This window comes from Bacteroidota bacterium (assembly GCA_018831055.1).
Lineage (GTDB): Bacteria > Bacteroidota > Bacteroidia > Bacteroidales > B18-G4 > M55B132.
On record JAHJRE010000232.1, the window covers coordinates 15,541 to 37,891 of the forward strand.

Sequence of the window (22,351 nt, forward strand, 5' to 3'; positions counted from 1 at the left end):
GATATTCAATTCCTCGTTAAACTAACTCCGAACCAGCGCATTACTTTGTCAGACCAGGCTTCACGATTCATATCCTTTTTATCTTCCGGGAGGCTGTTTTCAAGATAATTGTTGATAATCCTCTGATGTTCCTCAAAGGGATGTATTAAACCATCTTCCAGGATGGCGGAAAAATCTCCGGGGTTTCTGTTGAAGTCCAGTTCGCTCATAGTAGTTTATTTATAGTATTTAGACAAGCATGTATTTCTCTTCGTTGCACTTGATGAAAGAATATTTTTATCCTTAAAACGACCGTTGTAAAAGCTTGTATCCTTTACTGTATCTGGCGTAAATCAGTGTAACCTTCTACTATCTTAACAATGAGAATAAGGCATTGTTCAGGAATAAATACAAAAGAATTGGGTGTTTATTGGGGGATTTTTAAAACAAGACTCAGGGGACAAGCGGCAAGCAACAGGCGGCAAGCAACAGGCGGCAAGCAACAGGCGGCAAGCTGCAAGCTGCAAGCGGCAAGTTACAAGCTACAAGTTACAAGTTACAAGTTACAAGCGGCAAGTTACAAGCTGCAAGCTACAGGTTGCAGCTTGTAGCCTGTAACCTGTACCCTGCCGCCTGTACCCTGCCGCCTGTAGCATGCTCCCAGCTCCCAGCTCCCAGTTCCCAGCTCCCAGCTCCCAGCTCCCAGCTCCCAGTTCCCAGCTCCCACCTCCCAGCCCCCCAAATTTCCTTCATTCTCTTTTCTTCCTGAATGTGATCTCAGATTTTGCATTCTGCGAATGTCTTTAGAAAGCAAAGTAATTTTCGTAAGTTTGCACCGGATTTTTTAAGGCATGGAAATATTTTAACACGCTTGCCGTTAGTGAGATTAATGAATCGGAAAAATTTGAAGAATTTCAGGATCCCCATAGTATTGCTGTTTGTTTTAGCCCTGTCCGGGATTAATCATGTTAAAGGACAGCGTCAACCTATGAACCTCCCGGCATATGATTACTCACCGTATCATTTTGGGTTTGTTCTGGCAGTGAATCAGATGAATTTTGCATTGCAGTTAAAGGATAATGCCTCCCTGATAACATTCGATTCGGCCATGTCTCCCGATTTTTTTGCCGATTCTGTGCGGATTATGTCGGTCACATCCAAGCCAACCCTTGGCTTCACAATCGGTATCGTGTCAAATCTGAGGCTAGGAAAGTATTTCGATCTGCGGTTTGTTCCTTCACTGGCTTTCGGTGAACGCAGGCTCAACTATACTTTCCTGCGCTATAAGGATGATGCGGTAAGTACCGTGGAATTTGAAAAAAATATTACTTCAACGTACGTTGAATTTCCCCTGCATATTAAATATAAGTCGAAACGGCTGAATAATGTGAGAGCTTATGTAATTGCCGGAGGTAAATACGTGATTGACCTGGCGACCACCAAGGCCGATAAGGATGAAGAAAAGAACAATACACTGGTTAAATTAAACAGAAACGATTTCCTGCTGGAGGCCGGTGTAGGTTTCGATTTTTATAACGGCTGGTTCAAGTTCGGCACAGAGATCAAAATGGCTTATGGATTGACGGATATCCTCAAACGGGAAGATAACATTTATACCGAAGGAATAAAAAGTATGCGGTCGCAGATATTTCAGATTTCTTTTACCTTTGAATAGAGCTTAATAACATTGCCTATGAAACCCGCATCCGGTAATCATGAATTATTAAACCACATGGTGGAGAAGGGCTGTCTGAAACAGAAAGTATATAACAATACGTGTGCGGCACAGAACCTTTTTAAAAAGACTTTCCTGGAAATGAAGAAAGATTATGAAAACGGTGATATTTCCTGTGAAACTCCCATACCTTTTGAGTTTAAAGATAAGAGTGAGTTTGAAACCGAACTCCGTTTTGCCGGTGATGTGCTGATTTTCATGATGCATACCAATGTGTTCCAGTTCCCTCGCGATCACTTTATCCACAATACTTCTTATGTAAAAGAAGATCCCACGCGTTCCTTTTGCGGGATGATCAGTATCTATAATTTTCTTAGTGATTCCATTCATTACAGGAGGGTGAACGATATTGGTTACCTCATCGGGAGGGTTTTTATTAATAAGGATAGTCATTTTTACCTTGATGGAAAACGGGAACTGCGGCTGCTCCCCAATAATTTCACCGAAATGGTTTTTGATCACGAAAAAGCCAGAGTGATCGTGGAGTCTGCTATCCGTTATACTGTTGATTTCGACCTGCTGGTACCCCCTTATGACCAGGTTAAAGAGATCTCCGTTATGGAGATCATTTCGACCCTCGATACCATGACCATCAAAACCGGTAAACGCCTTGGCTTTAAATTCCAGGCCGACCAGGAAGAACTTTGATTTTTATCAGTAGTATCAGAAATGATTAATATCAGGTTACAGCCTGTAACCTGTAACCTGCAGCCTGTAACCTGCAGCCTGTAACCAGCAGCCTGTAACCTGCAACTTGCTGTTAATCCTCCCCGATAGTGATAATTTTTAATAAACATTTTTGTGGATTCAAAAATTGTATTATTTTTGCACTCCCAAAATGCCGGCCCGTTCGTCTAGCCAGGTCAGGACGCCAGGTTTTCATCCTGGTAACAGGGGTTCGAATCCCCTACGGGCTACTAAAACCCCCCAGTGCTTTGTGCTGGGGGGTTTTTATTTTATATAAGTATCGGAAAACATTCACACAACGTTACAGGCGACAGGTTGCAAGCGACAACTCAATACTCATCACTCATCAACCACACTACCTGCAACCTGCATCCTGCAACCATAGAGCAGGTAACTTGATATTAATCATTCCCGATACTCATTTTATTTTAAATTGACATTTGACCATTGAATGTCTGCAATTTTCAACCACCAATTATATGTTTATCAATGTCTTTTACTACAATTCATCAATAAAAATCGATATTTCACACGATTTAATATCAATAAGTCATTATCTCCATCAATCCGTTTTTAATCACACTCAGTTGCTCTGTGCTTATTTCGCCAATCTTTTTTAACATCCTGTCTTTTGAAATTGCCCTAACCTGGAAGGTTATGACTTCCGAATCCTGTTCAAGGTTATTGATATTGTTTTTGTTAAGGACGATACATCCTGCATAATTCTTTATTTTGGTGGTCAAAGGGCATACTATGCAAATGTGAAGGTTATCATTCATGGTATTACCACTAATAATAACTACAGGACGTATTCCTTTTTGCTCACTCCCCTTTACAGGATTCAAATCTGTCAGGTAAATATCCCTTTGCTTCATTCGTCCAGGATTTTAAGATAATCCGATAAACCTTCCTCTGCCATGGTCAGCATTTCTTCATCCCTGGATGCCCTGAGAAATGAATGTTTGTATTCAGCCTTTTTCAGTCTTTCAAAATATGACTTTAGAGCTTCTTCCAGGATCCTGTTCCTGGGTACTCCGAATTTCTTTGAATATTCATGGATCATACTGACCAATCCTGCCGGCAATGAAGTTGTAAGTACGATGTTTCCTTTCATAAAATGAATTTTAAACAAAAATAATAAATAATTATCGTAAATAAAAAATATAAATAAATTTTATGAATATAGGGAGAGATGAACAGAAGGTTGCAGGTGGCAGGATACAAGACAATGATCCATCGCATATAAAATGCAGTTCTCGAAGTAAAACAAATAAAAAAAACCGGATGATAGTCTAAAAGGCTATATCCGGTTTTTTATATCACCGTAACTTACTTTTTCTCCATCTTCAATGGTGGTGTTTCGCTCTGCCAGTAATCGGCACGCTGAAGGTCTCCGCTGAAATCTATCTCAATGTCTCCATAAAAATTAAGACTTTTGACGGGTGTTGTGCTCATGTTATTGTTCGGGCCCCAGTCGAGATCAAAATCATGAAGGTTCCCATTGCTGTCTTCATCGCTGATCCTCAATGAAATATGTGCCATTCCGAAATTAGCCGCTTTCATCTGGATACATTCATAAATAACCGTGTTTTCTTCAATGGGTTCAGACCAGTTCGCAGATGAAAATCTGATGCTGAATTCATCGTGACCACCTGCATCCCAGGTGAAGACTCCGTCGTATGCCCAAATCTTCCGGGGATTACCCGAAATCTCATTGTCTACTTTCAGTTCCGCTCCGGAGAATACAATACGAATCTTCGTTCCTGAAAAGGGTTCAACAGAGGCTGGTGTTATCCCTTCCCAGGTCCCGATCAGCCAATCACCTTCCCAACAAGTTCCTGATTTTGCAGTTGATTCGCTTTGGTCTTTCTCTGCTACCCGGCCTGCACAGGATATTACAGTAAATATTGTGAGCAGACATGCCAGCATCCAAAACCGTTTTGACCGCAGATTTCTGTCTTTTCTATTCATAATTGGTGTTTGTATAGTGAATTTGGTTTTAATGTTTTATGATGAACTTAATGTTTAATGATCAACTTTTTAGAAGATGTAACTCTGTTTTCTTCAAATGTTTGCAGGAAATATAAGCCTTCAGAAAGATTTTCGGTCGGTAGGATGACTTCCTGTTGCATAGAGGTTTTATACTCCATCACTGTTTTACCTGTCAGGTCGATGATTCTAACCAAAGTGACGCCGGATGTGGCAGTGAATGTTAAATGCAGTCTCTTGTTTGCCGGATTAGGAAAAAATTTGAAGTTTACTGTTGATTCATCATTTATTCCTGAAGGCGTCATGGATAACTCCAGTTTGTCGACACGGTAAAAAGAACCTGTATTCCCACCGAAAATTGATCCCAGTTGCATGGCTATAAAGCCTTCATCGGGTGTTTCTCCTGAGTCGTAGGTGATGTTAACACTGAAAGCTGTCCAGTTATCATGACTTTCGAGGGTCTTAAATCGCCCGAAACCTATCATATCTCCATTTTTCCACATACTGACATTTACCGAAAAAGTATCGTTGCCGATAATGTTTCCCTTTATATACCCATTCAGGGCCGTATATCTTTCGCTTACAGGAAAATTCCCATCGGCAAACATGTATCCGCTCATATTGGAAGTCATGACCGGATCATACAATACAAGAAGTTCTGCTGAAAGATTTCCTTCATAGGCATCATCACTGGGGATCACATTTAAACACTCTTCCATGGCACCGGTCTGCCATCCGTCGGGTTTCAGGATTCCACTTAGGTCGTTCCAATCCTCAAAACCGGGACTCGGAATTTGTGATACGGCTGTTAAAGTTACTCCAGCCAACATTAAAAAAAGTAAAATTTTAGTTTTCATACAATCAGGATTTGATTAATAAATTGGGTTAACTGTTATTTTTTGGGATCAAATGTTTCAGTATTTTTTTTATGGCCATGCTCTGGCTTTCCAGTTTCAGGCGTATTGTTTCAAGCTCCTTTTCCATCATTTCCCGTTTTTCCGGATCTCCTGGTTCAGTTTTCCCGTTAGCTCTGCTTGTTTTGCTTCTTTTTTGTTTCATAACCCAGGTGTATCCGTTTCGTAATAAGGAATCCGTGACGAAAATATACCCTGACAGGGGCAATCTCCAATTTTTACGCGATTAAGAAAGTGGTATGAACAGATTCAAAAAGTGGCAGGTTTGGTAAGTCGCTGTTATAGAATAAATTGTGCCTTAGAGTTGCATCAGGAATGGAATAAGATTTTCGTCGGATGAGATATTCAGTTTCTTACGCAGACGGTATCGGGTTGATTTGATGCCTTCCTCCGATTTCATGGTAATGGAGGCTATTTCCTTAGTACTCAGATTTAGTTTAAGCAAGGCCGCAATTTTTATTTCCGATGCGGTAAGGTCTGGGCATTTCTCAAGTAATTTTTCGTAGAATTTATTATGTATGTTCTTGAAGATGGTATCAAACTCCTGCCATGAATTATGTTGGGTGTGTAATTCTATTTCCCTGACAATGTGGTTGATTTCCTTTTCAACCATAGGATTTCCTGGTTGGATCCGGCTTAGTTCCTCAAGACGGGTGATGATGTGACCCAGTGTTTCATTGATCCTGAGTATTTCCAGGGCTTTTGCGGCAAGTTCCCGGTTCTGGGTTTCCAGTTGTTCCTGCAGGATGATCTTTTCTTTTTCCTTTAGTGCTTCGCTTTGTTGACGTATGATGATATCCTGTTCAAAAAGTCTTTTTTGACGATTATGGGCTTGAGATTTTAAGCGGTATAACAGGAAGATCAGTATCAGCAATGTGATTAACGTAACGATGGAGATTGTGAGTAATAAGATATTCCTTCGTTGGGCTGTACTTGTCAATCGAAGGTTTTCCATTTCACCCCGCATGCTCTGTAGCCTAAAACGAGCTTCAATCTCTTTAATCGCATTTTCTTTTTTTTGGCTGTACAGGATATCACTAACTTTTTTGTGTAAAACATTATACCGGTACGCTTCTTCGAATTCTCCTGCAGAGGCTGCCAGGCTTGAAAGGGTCTCATAGGCTTCACTGATCAGGGAATTGTTTTTTAGTTTTTCCGCGACCGCAAGGGCTTCCATGGCTTTTTCTGTTGCCTGTGCGTTCTGACCGGTACTGTTCAGTGAGCGTGCCAGCTGCAAGGTTGCATTACACCAGCCGGTCTGTTCATCCAACTCATTATAGTATACGATGGCTTTTTCAAAAGCCAGGATGGCATCTTCGAACCGGTTCATTTTGTTATAGATGGTCCCCAGGCTGTATACAGAACTTGCTACCGGCCGGATATCTTCCGACGCAATTCTTATTTCATATCCCTTTAGGTAATAATGTAGCGCTGAGTCCAGCATTTGTTTTTCTTCATAAGATGCTCCTATGCAGGTAAGGATAGTTGCCACGCCAAGAGGGTCGCCTGTTTTTTCCCTTATTTGCAAGGCTTCATGAAGATAAAGCAGCGCATTGCCGGGTTCCTCCAGACGGTTGTAAATGGCTCCAAGGCTGGCAAGTGCTGCAGATTTAAGGCTTTCATCCCCACTGTTTCCTGCAAGCCTGACTGCATCCTGGTATTCATCGATGGCTACAATGTAATTGCCGTTAAGATCATGTAGTGACCCGGTAGCGAAGTAATAAAAGGCCAGATTTGCGCTGTCTCCTTCTTTTATGAGCAGATCTTTGGCTTTTGACAGATAGGTTTCGGAGAGTTGGTATTCATCTTTGTAATAATAAACTCTTCCTTGCCAAAGGAAACTTTTCGCTATACCACCGGCATATCCAAGCTCTGTAGCCAGAGTGAGGGATTGTTGCAGATAAAGCAATGCCTTGTCGTTTTCCCGGCTGCAATAGTATTTCCCGATTTTCAGCAGAAGGTTGACCCTGAGGGTGTCATCAGGCATCCCGGTAAGTTTTTGTTCCAGGATGATTATCTGTTCTGCGTTGCCGGCCCGGCTGACAGTACAGACAATGAATACAATGAAGATCGATAGTAGCCAACTTTTCACTGGAGACAAAATATTCATTTGCAGAAAAAACATCGAAAGGTAGTGCAAATCCGGAAATTGTACAAGGCTTGCAGGGTGCATATTATGTAAAAAACTGTGAAGAGAGCCACGGAGAAATGAAAAGTTATGTGGTAAGGATGTTTAAAAATCTTTCTACATTATCATTCGCAATGGTATGGAAGTATTCTTCGCCGATATAAGCACGCAGTTCGATCCCAAAACGTCTTTCATCGGCAACGGTTTCAACCATATAATAATCAGAACCGAAGAGAATTTTCTTTCGCAACTTTTCATTTGCCAGCATAATTTTCAGAAGCGGAAAGAATGAAGGGTTATTTAGTGTAAAGGATATATCTGCGTAAAAATTGTCGTATTCTTCCATAAGGCTGCGAATGATATTGAACCAGTTGCCTTCTTCCTCAGGATGGCTCATATAACGCTCCCAGTAATATTCCGATCCAAAATGTGCAAAACAGATACGGAGGTCCGGGAATTTTGCTATAAGTGACAGATAGTTCAGGGGATGCGTAAAAAGTGAACAAAGTTCTTTCCGTCTTTTTCCTTTTGTTTCTATAGGTATAGGGGAAAACGACAATAGCTTCATTAGCTCGTTATAACTTCCTTTGAACCTAACCGGATTATAAGGACTGCAATGGGCAATAACGGGAAGCTTTCCGGCAGTGCAGTATTCATAAACAGGGAATAATCTCTCATCGGTTGGGAAATATCCAAGGGGAGGATATAATTTTATTCCCTGGAAACCATATTCTTCAACGCTTTGACGAAGGATGTCATAATGATTTTCCCGCCTGGGATCAATATGCAGAAAGGGAATGATTTCAGGGTAATCTTTGCATAGTTCATAAATATCCTTCAGCTGATCTTCATAGGGTCTGGGCACCGGACCTGCTCCCATAAAAGCCATATCCATTGTCAGCACAATGAAGCGTGTCCCTTCAGGATAGTATTTTCTGCATTCTTCAAATATTTTACGTTGTGAACCAAGCTTTCCGATTTGAACAAACTTAACATACCGGTCGAACATGTCCTTATCAGTAAATGGGTTTAGCCGCATAAGAGACCGGCTGACAAAATGGAACCCGACTCTGGTACGCAATACCTTGACTAAAGCTAATGGAAGAAACCGGTTGGGGATATCCTGCTCGGTAAAAATATGAATGTGACTGTTGTAAAACTGCATATCCTGTTTTATTTGTCTAAAGGTAACTATAAAAAGCTCTGTAAAGAAAACTTGAATATAATCCTTATATTTGTGATAACAAGGTACATGATCATGATCCTAAAATGCATCATTGTTGACGATGACGAATTGTCGCGCAAAATGTTGGAGAAACTATGCGCTCAGATTGAAGATCTGGATGTTAAAGGTTTGTTTTCCTGTGCAATGGATGCTTTGAGATATCTTGATGAAAACCTGGTTGACCTGATCTTCCTGGATATTGAAATGCCGGAAATGACAGGTCTTGATATGCTTTCCGTAAGGCAAGATTTACCCCCTGTTATTTTTATTACCGGTAAAGGACAATATGCCATTCAGGCGTTTGAACATAATGTTACCGACTACCTTGTTAAACCTGTAAACCTGACTCGCCTGGTTAAAGCAGTGGAGAAGGTTAAACAACAACTTACAAAGCATCAGGAAAAGGATGTTGATCATATTTTTATCCGTTCCGGTGGCAGGTTCATAAGGCTTAGGTTCAGCGATATCCGGTTTATAGAATCAATCGGTGATTATATTGCCTTCCACACGAAGAACGGGAAGCATATTCACCATTCGTCACTAAGAAGTATTGAAAAACAATTGAACAATAAGGATTTTGTTAAAGTTCACCGCTCATATATTGTAAACATCCATCATATTGATGAGATTGAAGATAACACACTGGTGATAGGGGATGAGTTAATACCTGTCAGCCGCTCAAACCGGTCGGTTTTATTCCAAAAATTGCGTATGCTTGAATAGCAGACGTGAATTTCGTATATTTGTGCAGGTCAACGGCATTTTCATGCCATTCATCGAAATTTCAATTCCATAGTAACTTTTTGCATTAATTTTGATATAAGAGGTGCGGAATCTTATACTAAATCTAATCTTATTTTGCTATGTCGACAAAAAGCCAACTCATTGCATTCCTGTTTGTATTTTTTATTCTTACAGGAAGTTTTTTCTCCAGGATAAATGCGCAAAACTATAATTACATGGGAAGCTGGGATAATCTGGGTGTTCCTGATTATCTGCTTCCTGAAGGAGACAGCGTAAGTTATCCCTTCCTTCAGGCTATATGGATTTCTCTACCGGAGGGAAAATCGGTTCCCATTTTTAATCCTCAATACATAGCTGCAGGATTTGATATGGATGTGTTTGTCACGGATACTACGGAAATATGGATTTCATATGCTCATGACGGAGCAAAATTCCTGAATGTCATGGGGTATTACACCTATGACCTCAATAATCCATCACGTAGTATTCCTGATTCAACCATTACTATCTTTTTTCCGAACCATTCACAGGTGAACAAAGGCGGTGGTTTGCTTCCCGGGGATAAGATTTATCTTGGGGAGTTTATGCCAAACACAGGGATAGGCTGGGTGATGCTGGCCGATGGTTTCGTGGGGGGAAATGTAACACCCGGGCGTTGGACTTTATATTCCAATCAAAACTGGAATCCTGAACCGGATACCAGTATCCGTAAACATACCGTCATTCTGGAAGATACTATTAATGAGTTACTTGTTGTAGGTATGGAAGACATACGCCGCGACAGTCTTACATCACCTTATGGTGGTTGCGACAACGACTTCAACGATGCGGTCTTTTATGTCACAGCCAGTAATTTCAGCGCCATAGATTCAGGTAATTATAATTACTTTGATGGACCTCCGGGAGGAGTAACTTCTGGTAATAACGGTGGTGTTGAAAGCAATGGCACTCTGGCTCATAAGATTGCCAAACGGAACTTCGAACGAATGAAGAACCGCAGCCCATATGATTACGATGATATGAAAACCCTTCCTTTACTGGCCGAGGAAAGGATGCAGAAAATTCTGAATCGTGATGCAGAAATGTCGGATCTGATTAGTTTTATCCCCGATTCTACTGTACTTAGTGCCCAGGCTTACGTTTCAACTCCTTACGATTTATTAAACATCACCAATGCCGTGGAAGTATTTTCTGCTGATTACTTTACTCCTGAAAACCAAAGAATATCAGCTATCCTGGCAACCCGTACCGAAAACAAGGTATATGAGCATACCAAGTTTATCTGCGATAGAATGACCGGAGCAGAGTTATTGGATATCGATCACATTATGGTGATGAATCACTGGTTCATTGTTGCCAGAATGATGCAGCGTGACGGAACAATGGAATATGTTTCCGGATTTACCGCTTATGTTGGTGAAGGTGAATATTTAATTGACAATCACTGGAGTGTTGAGGATTTTGAGAATCATGCCAACAATTACAATTTCCAGTTTTGGGCAGCCAATAAATCCATTGTAAGATACCTTATGACGGAAACCCTTGAACTGCTGAACAATAATGGGAATGTTTCCTATAAAAACCTCACCAAACCTCCAATTCCACAGGTTTTTGTCAGAAGCGGCAAATATCAGGGAGGGGAGTTGATCCTGGATATTCAGAATAACAACCATTCCGGAGAGTTGGAGCTTTTTGGCAGCTATACTGCTTCCGAAACCATGCAAAGGGAAAATATAGTATATAATGTTACGCTTACCGGACAACCTCGTGAAAAGATCAGCCTGCCAACAGGAGGGATATTTGATATCGGTCTATCTGTTGTCAACTACGGAAACTCTCAGTCAGATGTTATTTATTTTTCTGATGGTCCCTGGGGTATTGATTATGAAGAAGGCGGCGCTACAACAGCTTATTATGAAGTTTTTCCGGAGTATCCTGTAATGCCGGTGTCGGCTACTATTTTTCCCCTCGAACGAAGTGTAAAGATGGAGGGTATGGTAAAGGACTATATTTCGATATACAAAGCCGTTTTGCCGGCGAATGAGCTTCTGGATGCATCCGGTTATAACGCACTTGAATTTGAAGCTTATGGCAGCCATCAACTGGTGGTAACTATTGTGAAGAATAGCATTGATAACTGGACTGACCAGTTCAGAGCCATAGTGAACCTGACCGAAGAGCAGACCATTTATACCTTGCCGTTCTCATCGTTTATCAGTGTTGCCTATCCTGAGTTTTCTGCAGATGATATTGCAAATGTTGTATTTTCTGTTGTCGGGAACGGTTCACATATGGAAGAATATGAACTTGGTGTGGGCAGCGTGGCTTTTGTTTATAAAGGAGTTTTTGGTGTTGATGAGCTGAATTTAGGGAATGCCGTTACAGCCTATCCTAATCCTTTCACCAATCATACCTTGGTGCAGTTAAATCTGGAATCTCCAACGGAAGCAGAAATCACAGTCTTCGACATGACCGGAAGGGAAGTCTTATCTGCCAACCGGATGTTCCGTGAAGGACAGAACTCATTCACCCTGGAAAGAGGAACACTTGAAAAGGGGATGTATGTGATGCAGATCAACGGATCCGGTGTTAGGTCTACCCTGAAGCTCATGATCCGGTAAAATCAGTAAGTTTTGCTTGTTAAAAATAAAATTCAGATAAAAGATTTCATGATTTAAAAATAATCTGTACCTTTGCCCCCTCAAAATGAATTTGAGACAGGATTAAACTTAAGATACATGGCAAATCATAAATCTGCGATCAAACGCATCAGGCAAATCGAAACCAGAAAGATCAGGAACCGTTATCATTCCAAAACCATGAGGAATGCAGTCAGGAAATTCAGAAGTTTAACCAGCAAGGATGAAGCCCTTCAAAGTTTTCCTAAACTGGTATCCATGATCGATAAGCTGGCCAAGAACAGGATTATTCACAAGAATAAGGCTTCTAATCTTAAATCCAAGCTTGCCAGGCAGATACAGACTATGTAAAAATATTTCACAGGAATAATAAAAAAAGTCTTACCGGAAGGTGAGACTTTTTTTATTTCCGGGAACTAATGGATAAAGGTTTATCCATGAAGAAATACGAACCCATATTAAGTATCAAACAATGGGCGGAAGAAGACAGGCCCAGGGAGAAGCTGCTTCTTAAAGGGAGGAAACATTTAAGCAACGCGGAATTGCTTGCCATTATCCTGGGTTCCGGCACCCGTAAGGAAACAGCGGTAGATATCTCAAAGAAGCTTCTTAACGCCCATCAGGGTAACTTGTTTGAGATATCCAAATTAAGCCTGAGGGAACTTACAGAATTCAGCGGGATTGGTAAAGCCAGGGCTGTATCCATTATGGCAGCACTGGAACTGGCAAACCGCAAGAATTCCTGGGAACCTATACAGCGTAAAGCTATTCATTGCAGCAAAGATGTTTTCGATATTTTGAGCGGGGAACTGAGTGAATGTCTTTATGAAGAGTTTTGGATATTGCTTTTAAACCGGGCCAATAAAATTCTGAACAAGGTCCGCCTGAGTGAGGGGGGATTATCAGGAACTGTTGCCGATCCCAGAAAAATATTCAAGATAGCTATCGAGCATCAGGCTTCTTCGGTCATCCTTTGTCATAATCATCCCTCCGGGAATGTAAAACCCAGCGAATCGGATATTAACCTGACAAAAAAGATCGTCACCACCGGGAATATTATGGATATCACCATCCTGGATCATGTGATTATCGGGGAAAGGGAGTATTATAGTTTTGCGGATGAAAACATGTTGTGAGAATTCTTAATTTTGAAATTTAAATTTATCAATGTTGAAGATATTGACCATCATCGGTGCCCGGCCTCAGATCATCAAAGCCGCTGCTTTGAGCCGGGCTATCCGCAATGAATACTCTGGGAGTATCAGGGAAATTATCCTGCATACCGGTCAGCATTACGACCGAAACATGTCGCAGGTCTTTATTGATGAGATGGAAATTCCCAGGCCCGATTATAACCTTGAGGTAGGTTCCGGTACGCATGGGGTGCAGACGGGCCGCATGATTATGGGCATCGAAGAAGTTTTACTTAAAGAGAATCCTGATTATCTTGTGCTCTTCGGAGATACAAATTCAACTCTTGCCGGTGCTGTCGCAGGCAGCAAGCTTCACATACCGGTTGTGCATATTGAGGCCGGTTTACGGTCGTTTAACAAAAACATGCCGGAAGAGATCAACCGTATCGTTTGCGATCATGCCTCCACATTGCTTTTTTCTCCGACCATGACGGGTTTCCATAATCTTGTCAGGGAAGGGTTTAATCCAACGGCCAAACCTCCATATAACATTGATAATCCAGGAATATACCACTGCGGGGATATCATGTTTGATAACAGTCTTTATTTTGCTGATCTTGCCGGCCGCAAATCACAAATACTGGATCAAATGGGGCTCAAAGGAGATTCTTTTATCCTGAGTACTATACACCGCGACAATAACACTGATGAGCCCGGCCGCCTGGAAGCGATCATCCGGGGAATCATAGCTGTTGCTGAGATTTTTAGCGGCAGGATCGTGTTGCCTCTGCATCCGCGGACAGCTAAGATATTGAAGGAAAGGTCCGGACAGGAACCTTATAACAAATTTCTGAACCACGAAAAGATTTTAATTACTGATCCGGTTTCTTTCCTGGATATTATCCTGCTTGAAAAAAATGCGGAACTTATCATGACTGATTCAGGAGGAGTTCAGAAGGAGGCCTATTTCTTTGAAAAGCCTTGTATAATTCTTCGATCTGAAACAGAATGGAAAGAAATTGTAGAAGCGGGAGCCGGCATCGTCACCGATGCTTCGGAGGAAAGGATCCTGGAGGCATATAAAACTCTGACTGCAAAAAATAATATTGAATACCCCCGGGTCTTCGGTGATGGCCATGCAGCCGGTTTTATCTGTAAAGCAATGCTTAGCAATAAATAACGAATATTGTCATGGCAGAGAGAAACAGTTCAACCACGAATTTCAATATCACTAACTTCGTTAGGGAAGAATCGCTTGCCGGGATACTTTTGATTGCAGTGACCATTGCTGCTCTGATCTGGGCGAATTCAGCATACTATGAAGAGTACCACTATCTTTGGCATGAACTGAAAGCCGGTTTCGTTTTCGGGGATTTTAGTCTGGTAACATCGTTGCATCATTGGATCAACGACGGATTGATGGCTATTTTTTTCTTTGCTATCGGATTGGAGATTAAAAGAGAAGTGCTGGCCGGTGAGTTGTCAACCCTGAAAAAAGCCAGTCTTCCGATTTTTGCAGCCATCGGGGGTATGCTGGTCCCGGCATTGATATATACCTTTGTAAACTCTGGTGATCCTGAATTTGCAAAAGGCTGGGGCATCCCAATGGCTACAGATATTGCCTTTGCTTTGGGTTTATTGTCGCTTCTCGGTAACAAGGTTAATATAAACCTGAAAATATTCCTTACAGCACTTGCTATTGCCGACGACCTGGGTGCGATTCTGATCATCGCCATTTTCTACACCGAGACCATAGAGATCATGGAACTCGTTTATGCGGGCTTCTTCCTTTCGGTTTTGTTTATTGCAAACAGGATGGGTGTAAGACGCACAACATTTTATGCAATTGTAGGACTGTTGGGTGTTTGGTCATCTTTCCTGTATTCAGGAGTGCACGCTACCATAGCCGGCGTCCTCATTGCTATGACTATACCCGTGAGGCCGAAAGTCAGAGAAAATGATTTTATCGATGGTTTATCACGCCTTCTGGATAAATTTAAAAGGGAAAGACCCAATGACTCCACTCTGCTCACTGAAAAACAATCACATCTGATCAACGACATCTGCAAGCTTAGCGATGATTCAAATACTCCCCTTCAAAAACTGGAACATGCCCTTCATCCTGTTGTTGCCTATTTCATTTTGCCTGTGTTCGCTATTAGTAATGCAGGAATTCATGTGGAAGGAAATATTTTGAGCCTTGTGTTTCATCCCATTTCTATCGGCATTATTGCCGGGTTGCTTTTTGGGAAATTTATCGGGATAACCCTGTTCAGCCTGCTTGCCGTAAAGGCCAAATGGGCAACCCTTCCCAGTGGTGTGACCTGGAAACAGATATATGGAGTGGGCTTTCTTGCAGGAATCGGTTTTACCATGTCGATCTTCATTTCCGATCTTGCTTTCGTTTCGGATGAATATGTGCAAATAGCCAAGGTTGGTATAATAGTCGATTCGGTGATCGCTGCGATTATTGGTATGGCAATATTAACCTGGAAGAGCAAAACCAAGAAAACGGAACAAAATAAAACAAAATAGTATCTCAAACTAAATACTGTTTTTTATGGATTCAAAACAAGCTCACCCTCTGATTAAAATTTTGAAATCAACGGAAAGGATCCTGATCTCTGTTATCATGATCATATTTTTTGCCATCCTGATCTTTGCTTTTATCGATATTATTTATGTGATCATCCAGAAAATTATTGAGCATCCCATCCTGATCATTGATGCCGATAGTTTGATGGAACTTTTCAGCCTCTTCCTGATCATACTATTGGGACTGGAGCTTTTGGAAACCATCAAAGCATATCTTATGGAAGATGTTGTACATGTTGAACTGGTTGTGCTGGTTGCCATTATAGCGTTATCAAGGAAAGTTATCATCTGGGATTTTAATAAGTACTCCTACACAGAGCTGATCAGCCTTTCCGGGATGATCCTTGCACTTAGCATTTCATACTACCTGATCAAACGTGCCGATCTGGTTATTAAAATACCCCGAAAGAAGAAAAAGGAAGATATAGCGGAACAAGAATAGATATGACAAAGCCAGATGCCCATATTCTGTCGTTTGTATTAAAGTCACAGAAAAACGAGATTACCGAGTATTACGTTTACTCGCGGCTTTCCCGGAGGATAAAGAACAGGGAGAATGCTGAAATTCTGCAGAAAATTGCTGAAGAAGAAAAATCCCATTACCATTTCTTCAAGCAAATCAGTGGTAGGAGTTTGCAACCAAATTTCGTTAAAGTCGCATGGTTTTACTGGATCACCCGATTGTTTGGACTTACCTTTGGGTTAAAGCTGATGGAGAGAGGAGAAGGGCAAGCCCAGGATGATTATAGCCGATATCGCGACAAGATACCCGGGATGGAAAACATCATTGAAGATGAGACAGATCATGAAAATCAGTTGATACGATTGATCCATGAAGAAAAACTTGATTATGTAGATTCTATCGTTCTGGGACTGAATGACGCCCTGGTTGAATTAACAGGAACTCTTGCCGGATTGTCCTTTGCTCTTCAAAACACACGTCTTATTGCATTAGCAGGACTAATTACGGGTGTTGCGGCTGCTCTTTCCATGGCATCTTCGGAATACCTCTCGAAAAAAGATGAGCCGGGCGGAAACAATCCTATACGGTCGGCACTATACACTGGCCTGGCTTACATCTTCACGGTGATTATCCTGATCCTGCCTTATTTATTGCTTGAGCATTACCTGCTTTCTCTGGGATTGACAGTTACAGGAGCAATACTTATAATTGCGGCATTCAATTATTATATATCTGTTGCAAAAGGATTATCTTTCAGAAAGCGATTTCTGGAAATGGCAGCCATCAGTCTGGGAGTGGCTCTTCTGAGTTTTGGTATCGGTTATCTGATAAAAATCTTCCTTGGAGTGGAACTATAAGGAAAATGGTTAAAATTCAATACAAAGGCATTTGGATAAATAAAAAAAATCCATACCTTTGCACTCCGTTTTTTAAAATTAATAATTCAATATTTAAACAGATCTATGTCAAATCAGTATGAAACCGTTTTCATTGTAACTCCCGTCTTGTCTGAAGATCAGATGAGGGAAGCGGTTGATAAGTTCAGAAATTTTCTGAAGGATAACAAGGCTGAGATCGTCCATGAAGAAATATGGGGACTGAAGAAGCTGGCGTATCCTATCCAAAAGAAATCGACAGGATTTTACCATCTTTTTGAATTTCAAGCAGAAAGTGAACTCATCGACAAGCTGGAAGTTACTTTCAGGCGTGATGAGCGTATCCTTCGTTTTCTCACGGTTAAACTGGATAAGCACGCCGTTGCCTACAACGAGAAAAAACGCCAGAAGGCGAAAGAAAAGAAAGAAGCAGAAGCTTAAGAAATTTAAATTATCAATTTATGGCAGACAATTCTTCAGAAATCAAGTATTTGACCCCGATAGCGGTTGATACCAAAAAGAAAAAATATTGCCGTTTCAAGAAAAACCGTATTAGGTATATCGATTATAAGGATGCGGATTTTCTCCTGAAATTTGTGAATGAGCAGGGAAAGATACTTCCCCGCAGGATAACCGGCACATCTACCAAGTATCAGAAAAAGGTTGCCCAGGCAATTAAAAGGGCAAGGCATCTTGCCTTAATGCCTTATGTTGCAGATATGTTAAAATAAGGAGGAGCGATCATGGAAGTCATTTTAAAACAAGATATTCCCACCCTGGGATATAAGGATGATGTGGTAAAGGTAAAAGATGGGTACGCCAGGAATTTTCTCATTCCGAAAGGTTTAGCCATTTTAGCTACGGAATCGAGCCGCAAGGTGGTTGCCGAAGTTAAACGCCAAAAAGCCTTCAAAGATGAAAAGATCCGCAAGGAAGCGGAAATCATGGCCGAAGCCCTGAAAAAGGTGAAACTTACCATTGGTGCAAAGGCCGGTACATCCGGAAAAATTTTCGGTTCGGTAAATAATGTTCAGATTGCCGATGCACTCAAGGAAAAGAACTATGATATTGACCGCAAACGTATCCTGGTTGACGGTGAATCCATCAAGGAAATCGGAAGCTATAAAGCCAAAATAAACCTGCACAAGGAAATCTCTGTTGAGATTGAATTTGAGGTTATTGCCGAGTAAGCTTCTGGTATAAATAAAGATTTATCCTGTCTGGTATAAAATTAAAACCGGGCAGGATTTTTTATATGCCCTGATTAAAGGTAATAAAGAAGTTTGCAAGGAAATTCCAGACCGTTACAACTCCTATGGCAACCAGCTTGGCGAGATAAAAATTCCATTTAAGCCTGGAAACTATCAGATATAAAATCAGATTATTGATCCCCAGTCCGATCAGTGAAATGACCAGAAATTCACCGTATTCGAGCGCAATATCCGGATTGGTACTTTTAAAAGTCCAGATACGGTTAAATACATAGTTTGAAGTGGCTGCCAGGGTGAATCCGATAGAATTGGAAATGTATTTCTGTACTTTAAAGATCTCCTTGAAAATGTAGGTAAACCCATAATCCACAAGGAGTCCCGAAAATCCCACTGCTCCGAACTTGAGGAATTTCAGCAGGAATGTTTTTGTGAGAAAATCCAGCATTGCCTTTAATGAAAGGCACAAATATAATGAATGTTTGCTAAGGACTACAATTGCACGATCAGCACTTTCTTCTCTCCGTTACGCATAACATCGACAGTGATAATCTGACCGGGTTCAAGCTTTTTCAAACGGTTCATGTAATCATAGATATTTCCGACCGGATTTCCGTCTATGGCAGTAATTATATCCCCCTTCAACAATCCGCATTTTTCGGCCGGACCGTCTTTTTTTACTCCTCCGACGCCAAGCCCGTCATTGGCAGATGATGTGAAATCGGGCATGATGCCCAGAGTGACCTTCAGGTTCATGTAGTTATTGGTACGTTCTTTGGGGCCTGATTCCCGGAAAGTCAGATCTTCCTGCCGGTTATCAATTGCCATGATAAGGTCGTAAGCCATTTTGGAAACCATCTCCTGTCCTTCAAAGTTTATGAATTCAACATCATCCTGGGGGGTATGGTAATCGGAATGAACGCCTGTGTTGATGAAAAATACCGGGATATTCTCTGCATAAAATGCAGCATGATCGGAGGGGCCATAGCCTTCCGGAGAATAGGATAAGGCGAGTCCATATCGGTTTTGAAGCTTATTTAGTATCTCTTCCGCTTCTGCTGATGTCCCTGTTCCACCCACCATCACGCTCTTTTTTTCAGGATCAAGCCTTCCGATCATATCGAAATTGATCATAGCCTTTATGGTAGTTTTGTCTACAGGACTATGCTGAACAAAGTATTTTGAGCCCAGGAGTCCCATTTCCTCAGCGCTGAATGCAACAGCGATAACGCTTCTTTTCAGGGATGCGCGGTTAATTTGCAGTTCCTCGGCAATTTCAATGACCCCTGCTACACCGGAGGCATTATCATCGGCCCCGTTGTGCACAGCGCTTGTATCAGGCACCCTGGAACCTGAGCCGGGACCACCCATACCCAGGTGGTCGTAATGAGCGCCAATGACGATATATTCATTTTTCAGGACGGGATCACTCCCTTCTACCATACCCATCACATTAGCTGTTTTAACCTTTACCTGGAGGATGTCGGTTTCTGCTTTCAGATGGTAAGGTATTTCAAAAGACAGTGGTTGTTTTGTTGATATAATTTGATTTTCAATATCTTCAATTGTTCTTTTCCCGGATTGCAAAAGGCTGTCAGCCATATCTCTTTTAAGCTGTATGACCGGTATCCCGGCACTTGCCCCGGCCCGGTCGTAATAAATGCTCACCAGTTTGTCCTTATCATCCCATTGTTTTCCTGAGACCAGGATGACCCCGGCGGCTCCATGGTCTTTGGCCGTTATCACTTTGTCGCGGTCTCTGCCGTAACCGTAAGGATTATTCGGATCCGGTTCCCCTCTTATCATCATTACCCATTTACCGGAAACGTCGATCCCCTCAAAGTCATTCCAGGATACAGAATCATTTTGGAAATCAAATCCATAACCGGCAAACACTACCCGGGCCTCCAGTTTATTGCCGGAGGAAAACGCAAAAGGAGTATAATCTTCCCCAACTTTCAATGATTTACCCTGTATTTCCAGCGAGTTGTCTTCTCCCAGGATGACATCAGCTACAACTTCGAATTCCTGGAAATATGAACCGTTAACCGGCATTAAGCCCGCTTCATGGAATTGCTCTGCAATATAGGCCCGCGATAACGAATCTCCCATCGTTCCAGGCTTCCTGCCTGCCAAATCATCGGAGGCCAGATAACCAACATGGTCCCGGAGCTCGGAAGCGGTTATCTGAATGTTATTTTGCGAAAAACCTGATAATACAGAGAAAACGAGAGTGATAAGAAAAATAATTCTATTCATCCTGACTTAGTTTATGTAAAAAATGATTTTATTTTTTATGAGTATTGGGAAACATTAACACAAAGTTACAGGCGACAAGTTGCAAGCGACAACTCATCACTCACCCATCACTCATCACTCATCACCCACTCCCACACTACCTGTAGCCTGTAACCTGCATCCTGCAACCATAGAGAAGGTAACTTGATATTAATCATTCCCGATACTCATTTTATTTTTTTGTTTTCAACCCGGGTATTACATAGTTGCAACAAAATTACAAGTTTTCCGGTAAAGAAATGCCTGTGAGATTTTCACTCAGATTCCATAGGTTTTTTGCGGCTTCCGGGTTATAAGAAAAAGGGGAAGACTCAGTGATTGATTTATTGGTAAAATATTTGCCGGTAACACCGTTAATCTTGTCGCTATGCGCCAGGAATACTGAGGTTCCGGCTCCTTCCTCGACGCTTGCTCCACTGATGCCAAAACCTTCATAAAGTAGCTTCGTCGAAATTACTCCCGGATGCAGGCAATTTACACTGATGCCCATTTCTTTCACCTTTGAGGCCAGTTCATAAGTGAATAAAATATTACTCAGCTTCGATAAAGCGTATGCGCTGTAATCCATGTATGAGTTGATTTCCTGGATGTCGGCGAAATCGATTTTAGGACTGTTACGGTGAGCAATGGAGCTTACTATAATGATCTTGCCCTTCTCCGACTTCTTTAGCATATCAAGTAAAAGTAAGGTTAGACTATATACCGATAAATGATTTACAGCAAAGGTCATTTCATAACCATCGCGGGAAAAGTTTTGTTTTCGCTGATAGGTCCCGGCATTATTGATCAGTATGTCCAGATGGTCGAAACGTTTATGTAGCATACCCGACATTTCGCGGATGGATTTCTGTGATGACAGGTCGGATAAAATCAGAGTGAGGTCTCGGTTTCCTGTCTTTTCCCGTATTTCTTCCAGGGTTATCTCTCCTTTACGACGATTCTTGCCATGTATGATCACATGATAACCCAGCAAGGCAAGTTCTGTAGCAGTCTGTTTTCCAATACCATCGGTAGATCCGGTAACGAGAGCGATTTTCATAGTCGTAATGAGTTCTTACCTGTTAATAACAACCTGAAATCGGGCTTTGTTCATAATTTTTCAATTTGAATCGAAGGCGAAAAGGCCTGAAAAAAAAGATAATTCCTGAGGCCTGAAAAAAAAAGTGTAGGTGTTAATAAAAAAAACGTAGTTTTTTCTTGATTTTTTGTTTATTTTTTTTGAATATTTGTAAGTGACATAAAGATTTGGTTTTGTTTGTTTTTTTGGCCGCCTGAAAAGGCGGCTTTTTTTTTGGGGAGGTTTATCCTATTACGTTAATGGTAACATCGACCCTTGTACCGGAAGGTTGACCATTATCAGCGTGCAGATCGGTAATACTAAAGTTTATGTTGAATTTTTTATACTTCCCGAAAAGTTCCATGTACTGCCGGATCATCTTAAGCCCCAGACCGGTTGATTCTTTGCTGTATTCGGCAGCCTTTGCTCGTCCAACCCCGTTGTCGGTTACGGTAATGCTGAGGTTATCATCCGTGCCTTTAATGCGGATTCCTATATAACCTTTACCTTCTTTTCTATAGATGCCGTGCTTAACGGCATTTTCGGCAAAGACCTGAATGATCATCTTCGGAACAGGCAATTCCATATCTGTTTGTTCATCCGTTTCAATGGAATAATCGAATTTATCACCAAAACGGAACTTTTCCAGTTCCAGGTATTCTTTCACGAAAATAATTTCATC

26 protein-coding genes and 1 tRNA gene are annotated in these 22,351 nt (G+C 41.4%); 14 read left to right on the plus strand and 13 right to left on the minus strand.

Going from position 1 to position 22,351, the window contains the following annotated elements:
• Nucleotides 1–5: 5 nt before the first annotated feature.
• Entirely contained in the window at nucleotides 6–209 is a 204-nt protein-coding gene (locus tag KKA81_15345; protein MBU2652303.1) for a hypothetical protein, read from the minus strand.
• A 347-nt stretch (nucleotides 210–556) separates the two neighbouring features.
• On the minus strand, nucleotides 557–769 hold the full coding sequence (locus KKA81_15350) for a phosphotransferase (protein MBU2652304.1): 213 nt from the start codon (nucleotides 767–769) through the stop codon (nucleotides 557–559).
• Between the two features lie 114 nt (nucleotides 770–883).
• On the opposite strand from KKA81_15350, the gene KKA81_15355 reads away from it, so the two are divergent.
• From KKA81_15355 to KKA81_15365, 3 genes are all read left to right on the plus strand, one after another.
• A complete protein-coding gene (locus tag KKA81_15355; protein MBU2652305.1) occupies nucleotides 884–1,654 on the plus strand; it encodes a PorT family protein in 771 nt (256 codons plus the stop codon).
• Between the two features lie 18 nt (nucleotides 1,655–1,672).
• On the plus strand, nucleotides 1,673–2,362 hold the full coding sequence (locus KKA81_15360; protein ID MBU2652306.1) for a hypothetical protein: 690 nt from the start codon (nucleotides 1,673–1,675) through the stop codon (nucleotides 2,360–2,362).
• Nucleotides 2,363–2,557: 195 nt separating this feature from the next.
• A tRNA-Glu gene (locus tag KKA81_15365) sits at nucleotides 2,558–2,631 on the plus strand.
• Nucleotides 2,632–2,943: 312 nt separating this feature from the next.
• On the opposite strand, the gene KKA81_15370 is transcribed toward KKA81_15365, so the two are convergent.
• From KKA81_15370 to KKA81_15400, 7 genes are all read right to left on the minus strand, one after another.
• Entirely contained in the window at nucleotides 2,944–3,276 is a 333-nt protein-coding gene (locus KKA81_15370) for a type II toxin-antitoxin system PemK/MazF family toxin (GenBank protein ID MBU2652307.1), read from the minus strand.
• Nucleotides 3,273–3,515 (minus strand): ribbon-helix-helix domain-containing protein, encoded by a 243-nt coding sequence (locus tag KKA81_15375; protein ID MBU2652308.1) that lies wholly within the window; start codon nucleotides 3,513–3,515, stop codon nucleotides 3,273–3,275. The genes KKA81_15370 and KKA81_15375 overlap by 4 nt, the downstream gene beginning before the upstream one ends.
• 215 nt (nucleotides 3,516–3,730) lie before the next feature.
• On the minus strand, nucleotides 3,731–4,372 hold the full coding sequence (locus KKA81_15380; GenBank protein ID MBU2652309.1) for a hypothetical protein: 642 nt from the start codon (nucleotides 4,370–4,372) through the stop codon (nucleotides 3,731–3,733).
• 47 nt (nucleotides 4,373–4,419) lie between these two features.
• Nucleotides 4,420–5,247 carry a T9SS type A sorting domain-containing protein gene (locus KKA81_15385; protein MBU2652310.1) on the minus strand — a complete coding sequence of 276 codons (828 nt, stop codon included), beginning with the start codon at nucleotides 5,245–5,247 and terminating at the stop codon, nucleotides 4,420–4,422.
• Nucleotides 5,248–5,275: 28 nt separating this feature from the next.
• Entirely contained in the window at nucleotides 5,276–5,449 is a 174-nt protein-coding gene (locus KKA81_15390; protein ID MBU2652311.1) for a hypothetical protein, read from the minus strand.
• Nucleotides 5,450–5,602: 153 nt separating this feature from the next.
• Nucleotides 5,603–7,396: a tetratricopeptide repeat protein gene (locus tag KKA81_15395; protein MBU2652312.1), complete on the minus strand. Its 1,794-nt coding sequence runs from the start codon at nucleotides 7,394–7,396 to the stop codon at nucleotides 5,603–5,605.
• Between the two features lie 124 nt (nucleotides 7,397–7,520).
• The gene (locus KKA81_15400; GenBank protein MBU2652313.1) at nucleotides 7,521–8,597 is read right to left on the minus strand and encodes an amidohydrolase; all 1,077 of its coding nucleotides are present in this window, start codon (nucleotides 8,595–8,597) and stop codon (nucleotides 7,521–7,523) included.
• A gap of 72 nt (nucleotides 8,598–8,669) precedes the next feature.
• On the opposite strand from KKA81_15400, the gene KKA81_15405 reads away from it, so the two are divergent.
• The 11 genes from KKA81_15405 (at nucleotide 8,670) to rplI (ending at nucleotide 18,296) form a co-directional block, all read left to right on the plus strand.
• On the plus strand, nucleotides 8,670–9,380 hold the full coding sequence (locus KKA81_15405; GenBank protein MBU2652314.1) for a LytTR family DNA-binding domain-containing protein: 711 nt from the start codon (nucleotides 8,670–8,672) through the stop codon (nucleotides 9,378–9,380).
• A 140-nt stretch (nucleotides 9,381–9,520) separates the two neighbouring features.
• On the plus strand, nucleotides 9,521–12,022 hold the full coding sequence (locus KKA81_15410; protein ID MBU2652315.1) for a DUF4114 domain-containing protein: 2,502 nt from the start codon (nucleotides 9,521–9,523) through the stop codon (nucleotides 12,020–12,022).
• A 117-nt stretch (nucleotides 12,023–12,139) separates the two neighbouring features.
• Entirely contained in the window at nucleotides 12,140–12,391 is a 252-nt protein-coding gene (rpsT, locus tag KKA81_15415) for a 30S ribosomal protein S20 (protein ID MBU2652316.1), read from the plus strand.
• A gap of 86 nt (nucleotides 12,392–12,477) precedes the next feature.
• Nucleotides 12,478–13,176, plus strand: coding sequence for a DNA repair protein RadC (gene radC / locus KKA81_15420; protein ID MBU2652317.1), 699 nt, complete (start codon nucleotides 12,478–12,480; stop codon nucleotides 13,174–13,176).
• 34 nt (nucleotides 13,177–13,210) lie between these two features.
• A complete protein-coding gene (gene wecB, locus KKA81_15425) occupies nucleotides 13,211–14,353 on the plus strand; it encodes a UDP-N-acetylglucosamine 2-epimerase (non-hydrolyzing) (GenBank protein ID MBU2652318.1) in 1,143 nt (380 codons plus the stop codon).
• 11 nt (nucleotides 14,354–14,364) lie between these two features.
• A complete protein-coding gene (gene nhaA / locus KKA81_15430; GenBank protein ID MBU2652319.1) occupies nucleotides 14,365–15,708 on the plus strand; it encodes a Na+/H+ antiporter NhaA in 1,344 nt (447 codons plus the stop codon).
• A gap of 25 nt (nucleotides 15,709–15,733) precedes the next feature.
• The gene (locus KKA81_15435; GenBank protein MBU2652320.1) at nucleotides 15,734–16,210 is read left to right on the plus strand and encodes a phosphate-starvation-inducible PsiE family protein; all 477 of its coding nucleotides are present in this window, start codon (nucleotides 15,734–15,736) and stop codon (nucleotides 16,208–16,210) included.
• Between the two features lie 2 nt (nucleotides 16,211–16,212).
• Nucleotides 16,213–17,088, plus strand: coding sequence for a VIT1/CCC1 transporter family protein (locus KKA81_15440; protein ID MBU2652321.1), 876 nt, complete (start codon nucleotides 16,213–16,215; stop codon nucleotides 17,086–17,088).
• Nucleotides 17,089–17,193: 105 nt separating this feature from the next.
• Entirely contained in the window at nucleotides 17,194–17,547 is a 354-nt protein-coding gene (gene rpsF / locus KKA81_15445) for a 30S ribosomal protein S6 (protein ID MBU2652322.1), read from the plus strand.
• 20 nt (nucleotides 17,548–17,567) lie between these two features.
• The gene (rpsR, locus tag KKA81_15450; GenBank protein ID MBU2652323.1) at nucleotides 17,568–17,837 is read left to right on the plus strand and encodes a 30S ribosomal protein S18; all 270 of its coding nucleotides are present in this window, start codon (nucleotides 17,568–17,570) and stop codon (nucleotides 17,835–17,837) included.
• Nucleotides 17,838–17,849: 12 nt separating this feature from the next.
• Nucleotides 17,850–18,296, plus strand: coding sequence for a 50S ribosomal protein L9 (rplI, locus tag KKA81_15455; protein MBU2652324.1), 447 nt, complete (start codon nucleotides 17,850–17,852; stop codon nucleotides 18,294–18,296).
• A gap of 61 nt (nucleotides 18,297–18,357) precedes the next feature.
• On the opposite strand, the gene KKA81_15460 is transcribed toward rplI, so the two are convergent.
• From KKA81_15460 to KKA81_15475, 4 genes are all read right to left on the minus strand, one after another.
• Complete coding sequence (locus tag KKA81_15460) at nucleotides 18,358–18,762, minus strand: GtrA family protein (protein MBU2652325.1); 405 nt, start codon at nucleotides 18,760–18,762, stop codon at nucleotides 18,358–18,360.
• A 44-nt stretch (nucleotides 18,763–18,806) separates the two neighbouring features.
• Nucleotides 18,807–20,573 carry a M20/M25/M40 family metallo-hydrolase gene (locus KKA81_15465; GenBank protein MBU2652326.1) on the minus strand — a complete coding sequence of 589 codons (1,767 nt, stop codon included), beginning with the start codon at nucleotides 20,571–20,573 and terminating at the stop codon, nucleotides 18,807–18,809.
• A gap of 256 nt (nucleotides 20,574–20,829) precedes the next feature.
• The gene (locus KKA81_15470) at nucleotides 20,830–21,651 is read right to left on the minus strand and encodes an SDR family NAD(P)-dependent oxidoreductase (protein ID MBU2652327.1); all 822 of its coding nucleotides are present in this window, start codon (nucleotides 21,649–21,651) and stop codon (nucleotides 20,830–20,832) included.
• Nucleotides 21,652–21,913: 262 nt separating this feature from the next.
• The coding region (locus KKA81_15475; GenBank protein ID MBU2652328.1) for a histidine kinase at nucleotides 21,914–22,351 on the minus strand (438 nt) is incomplete at its 5' end.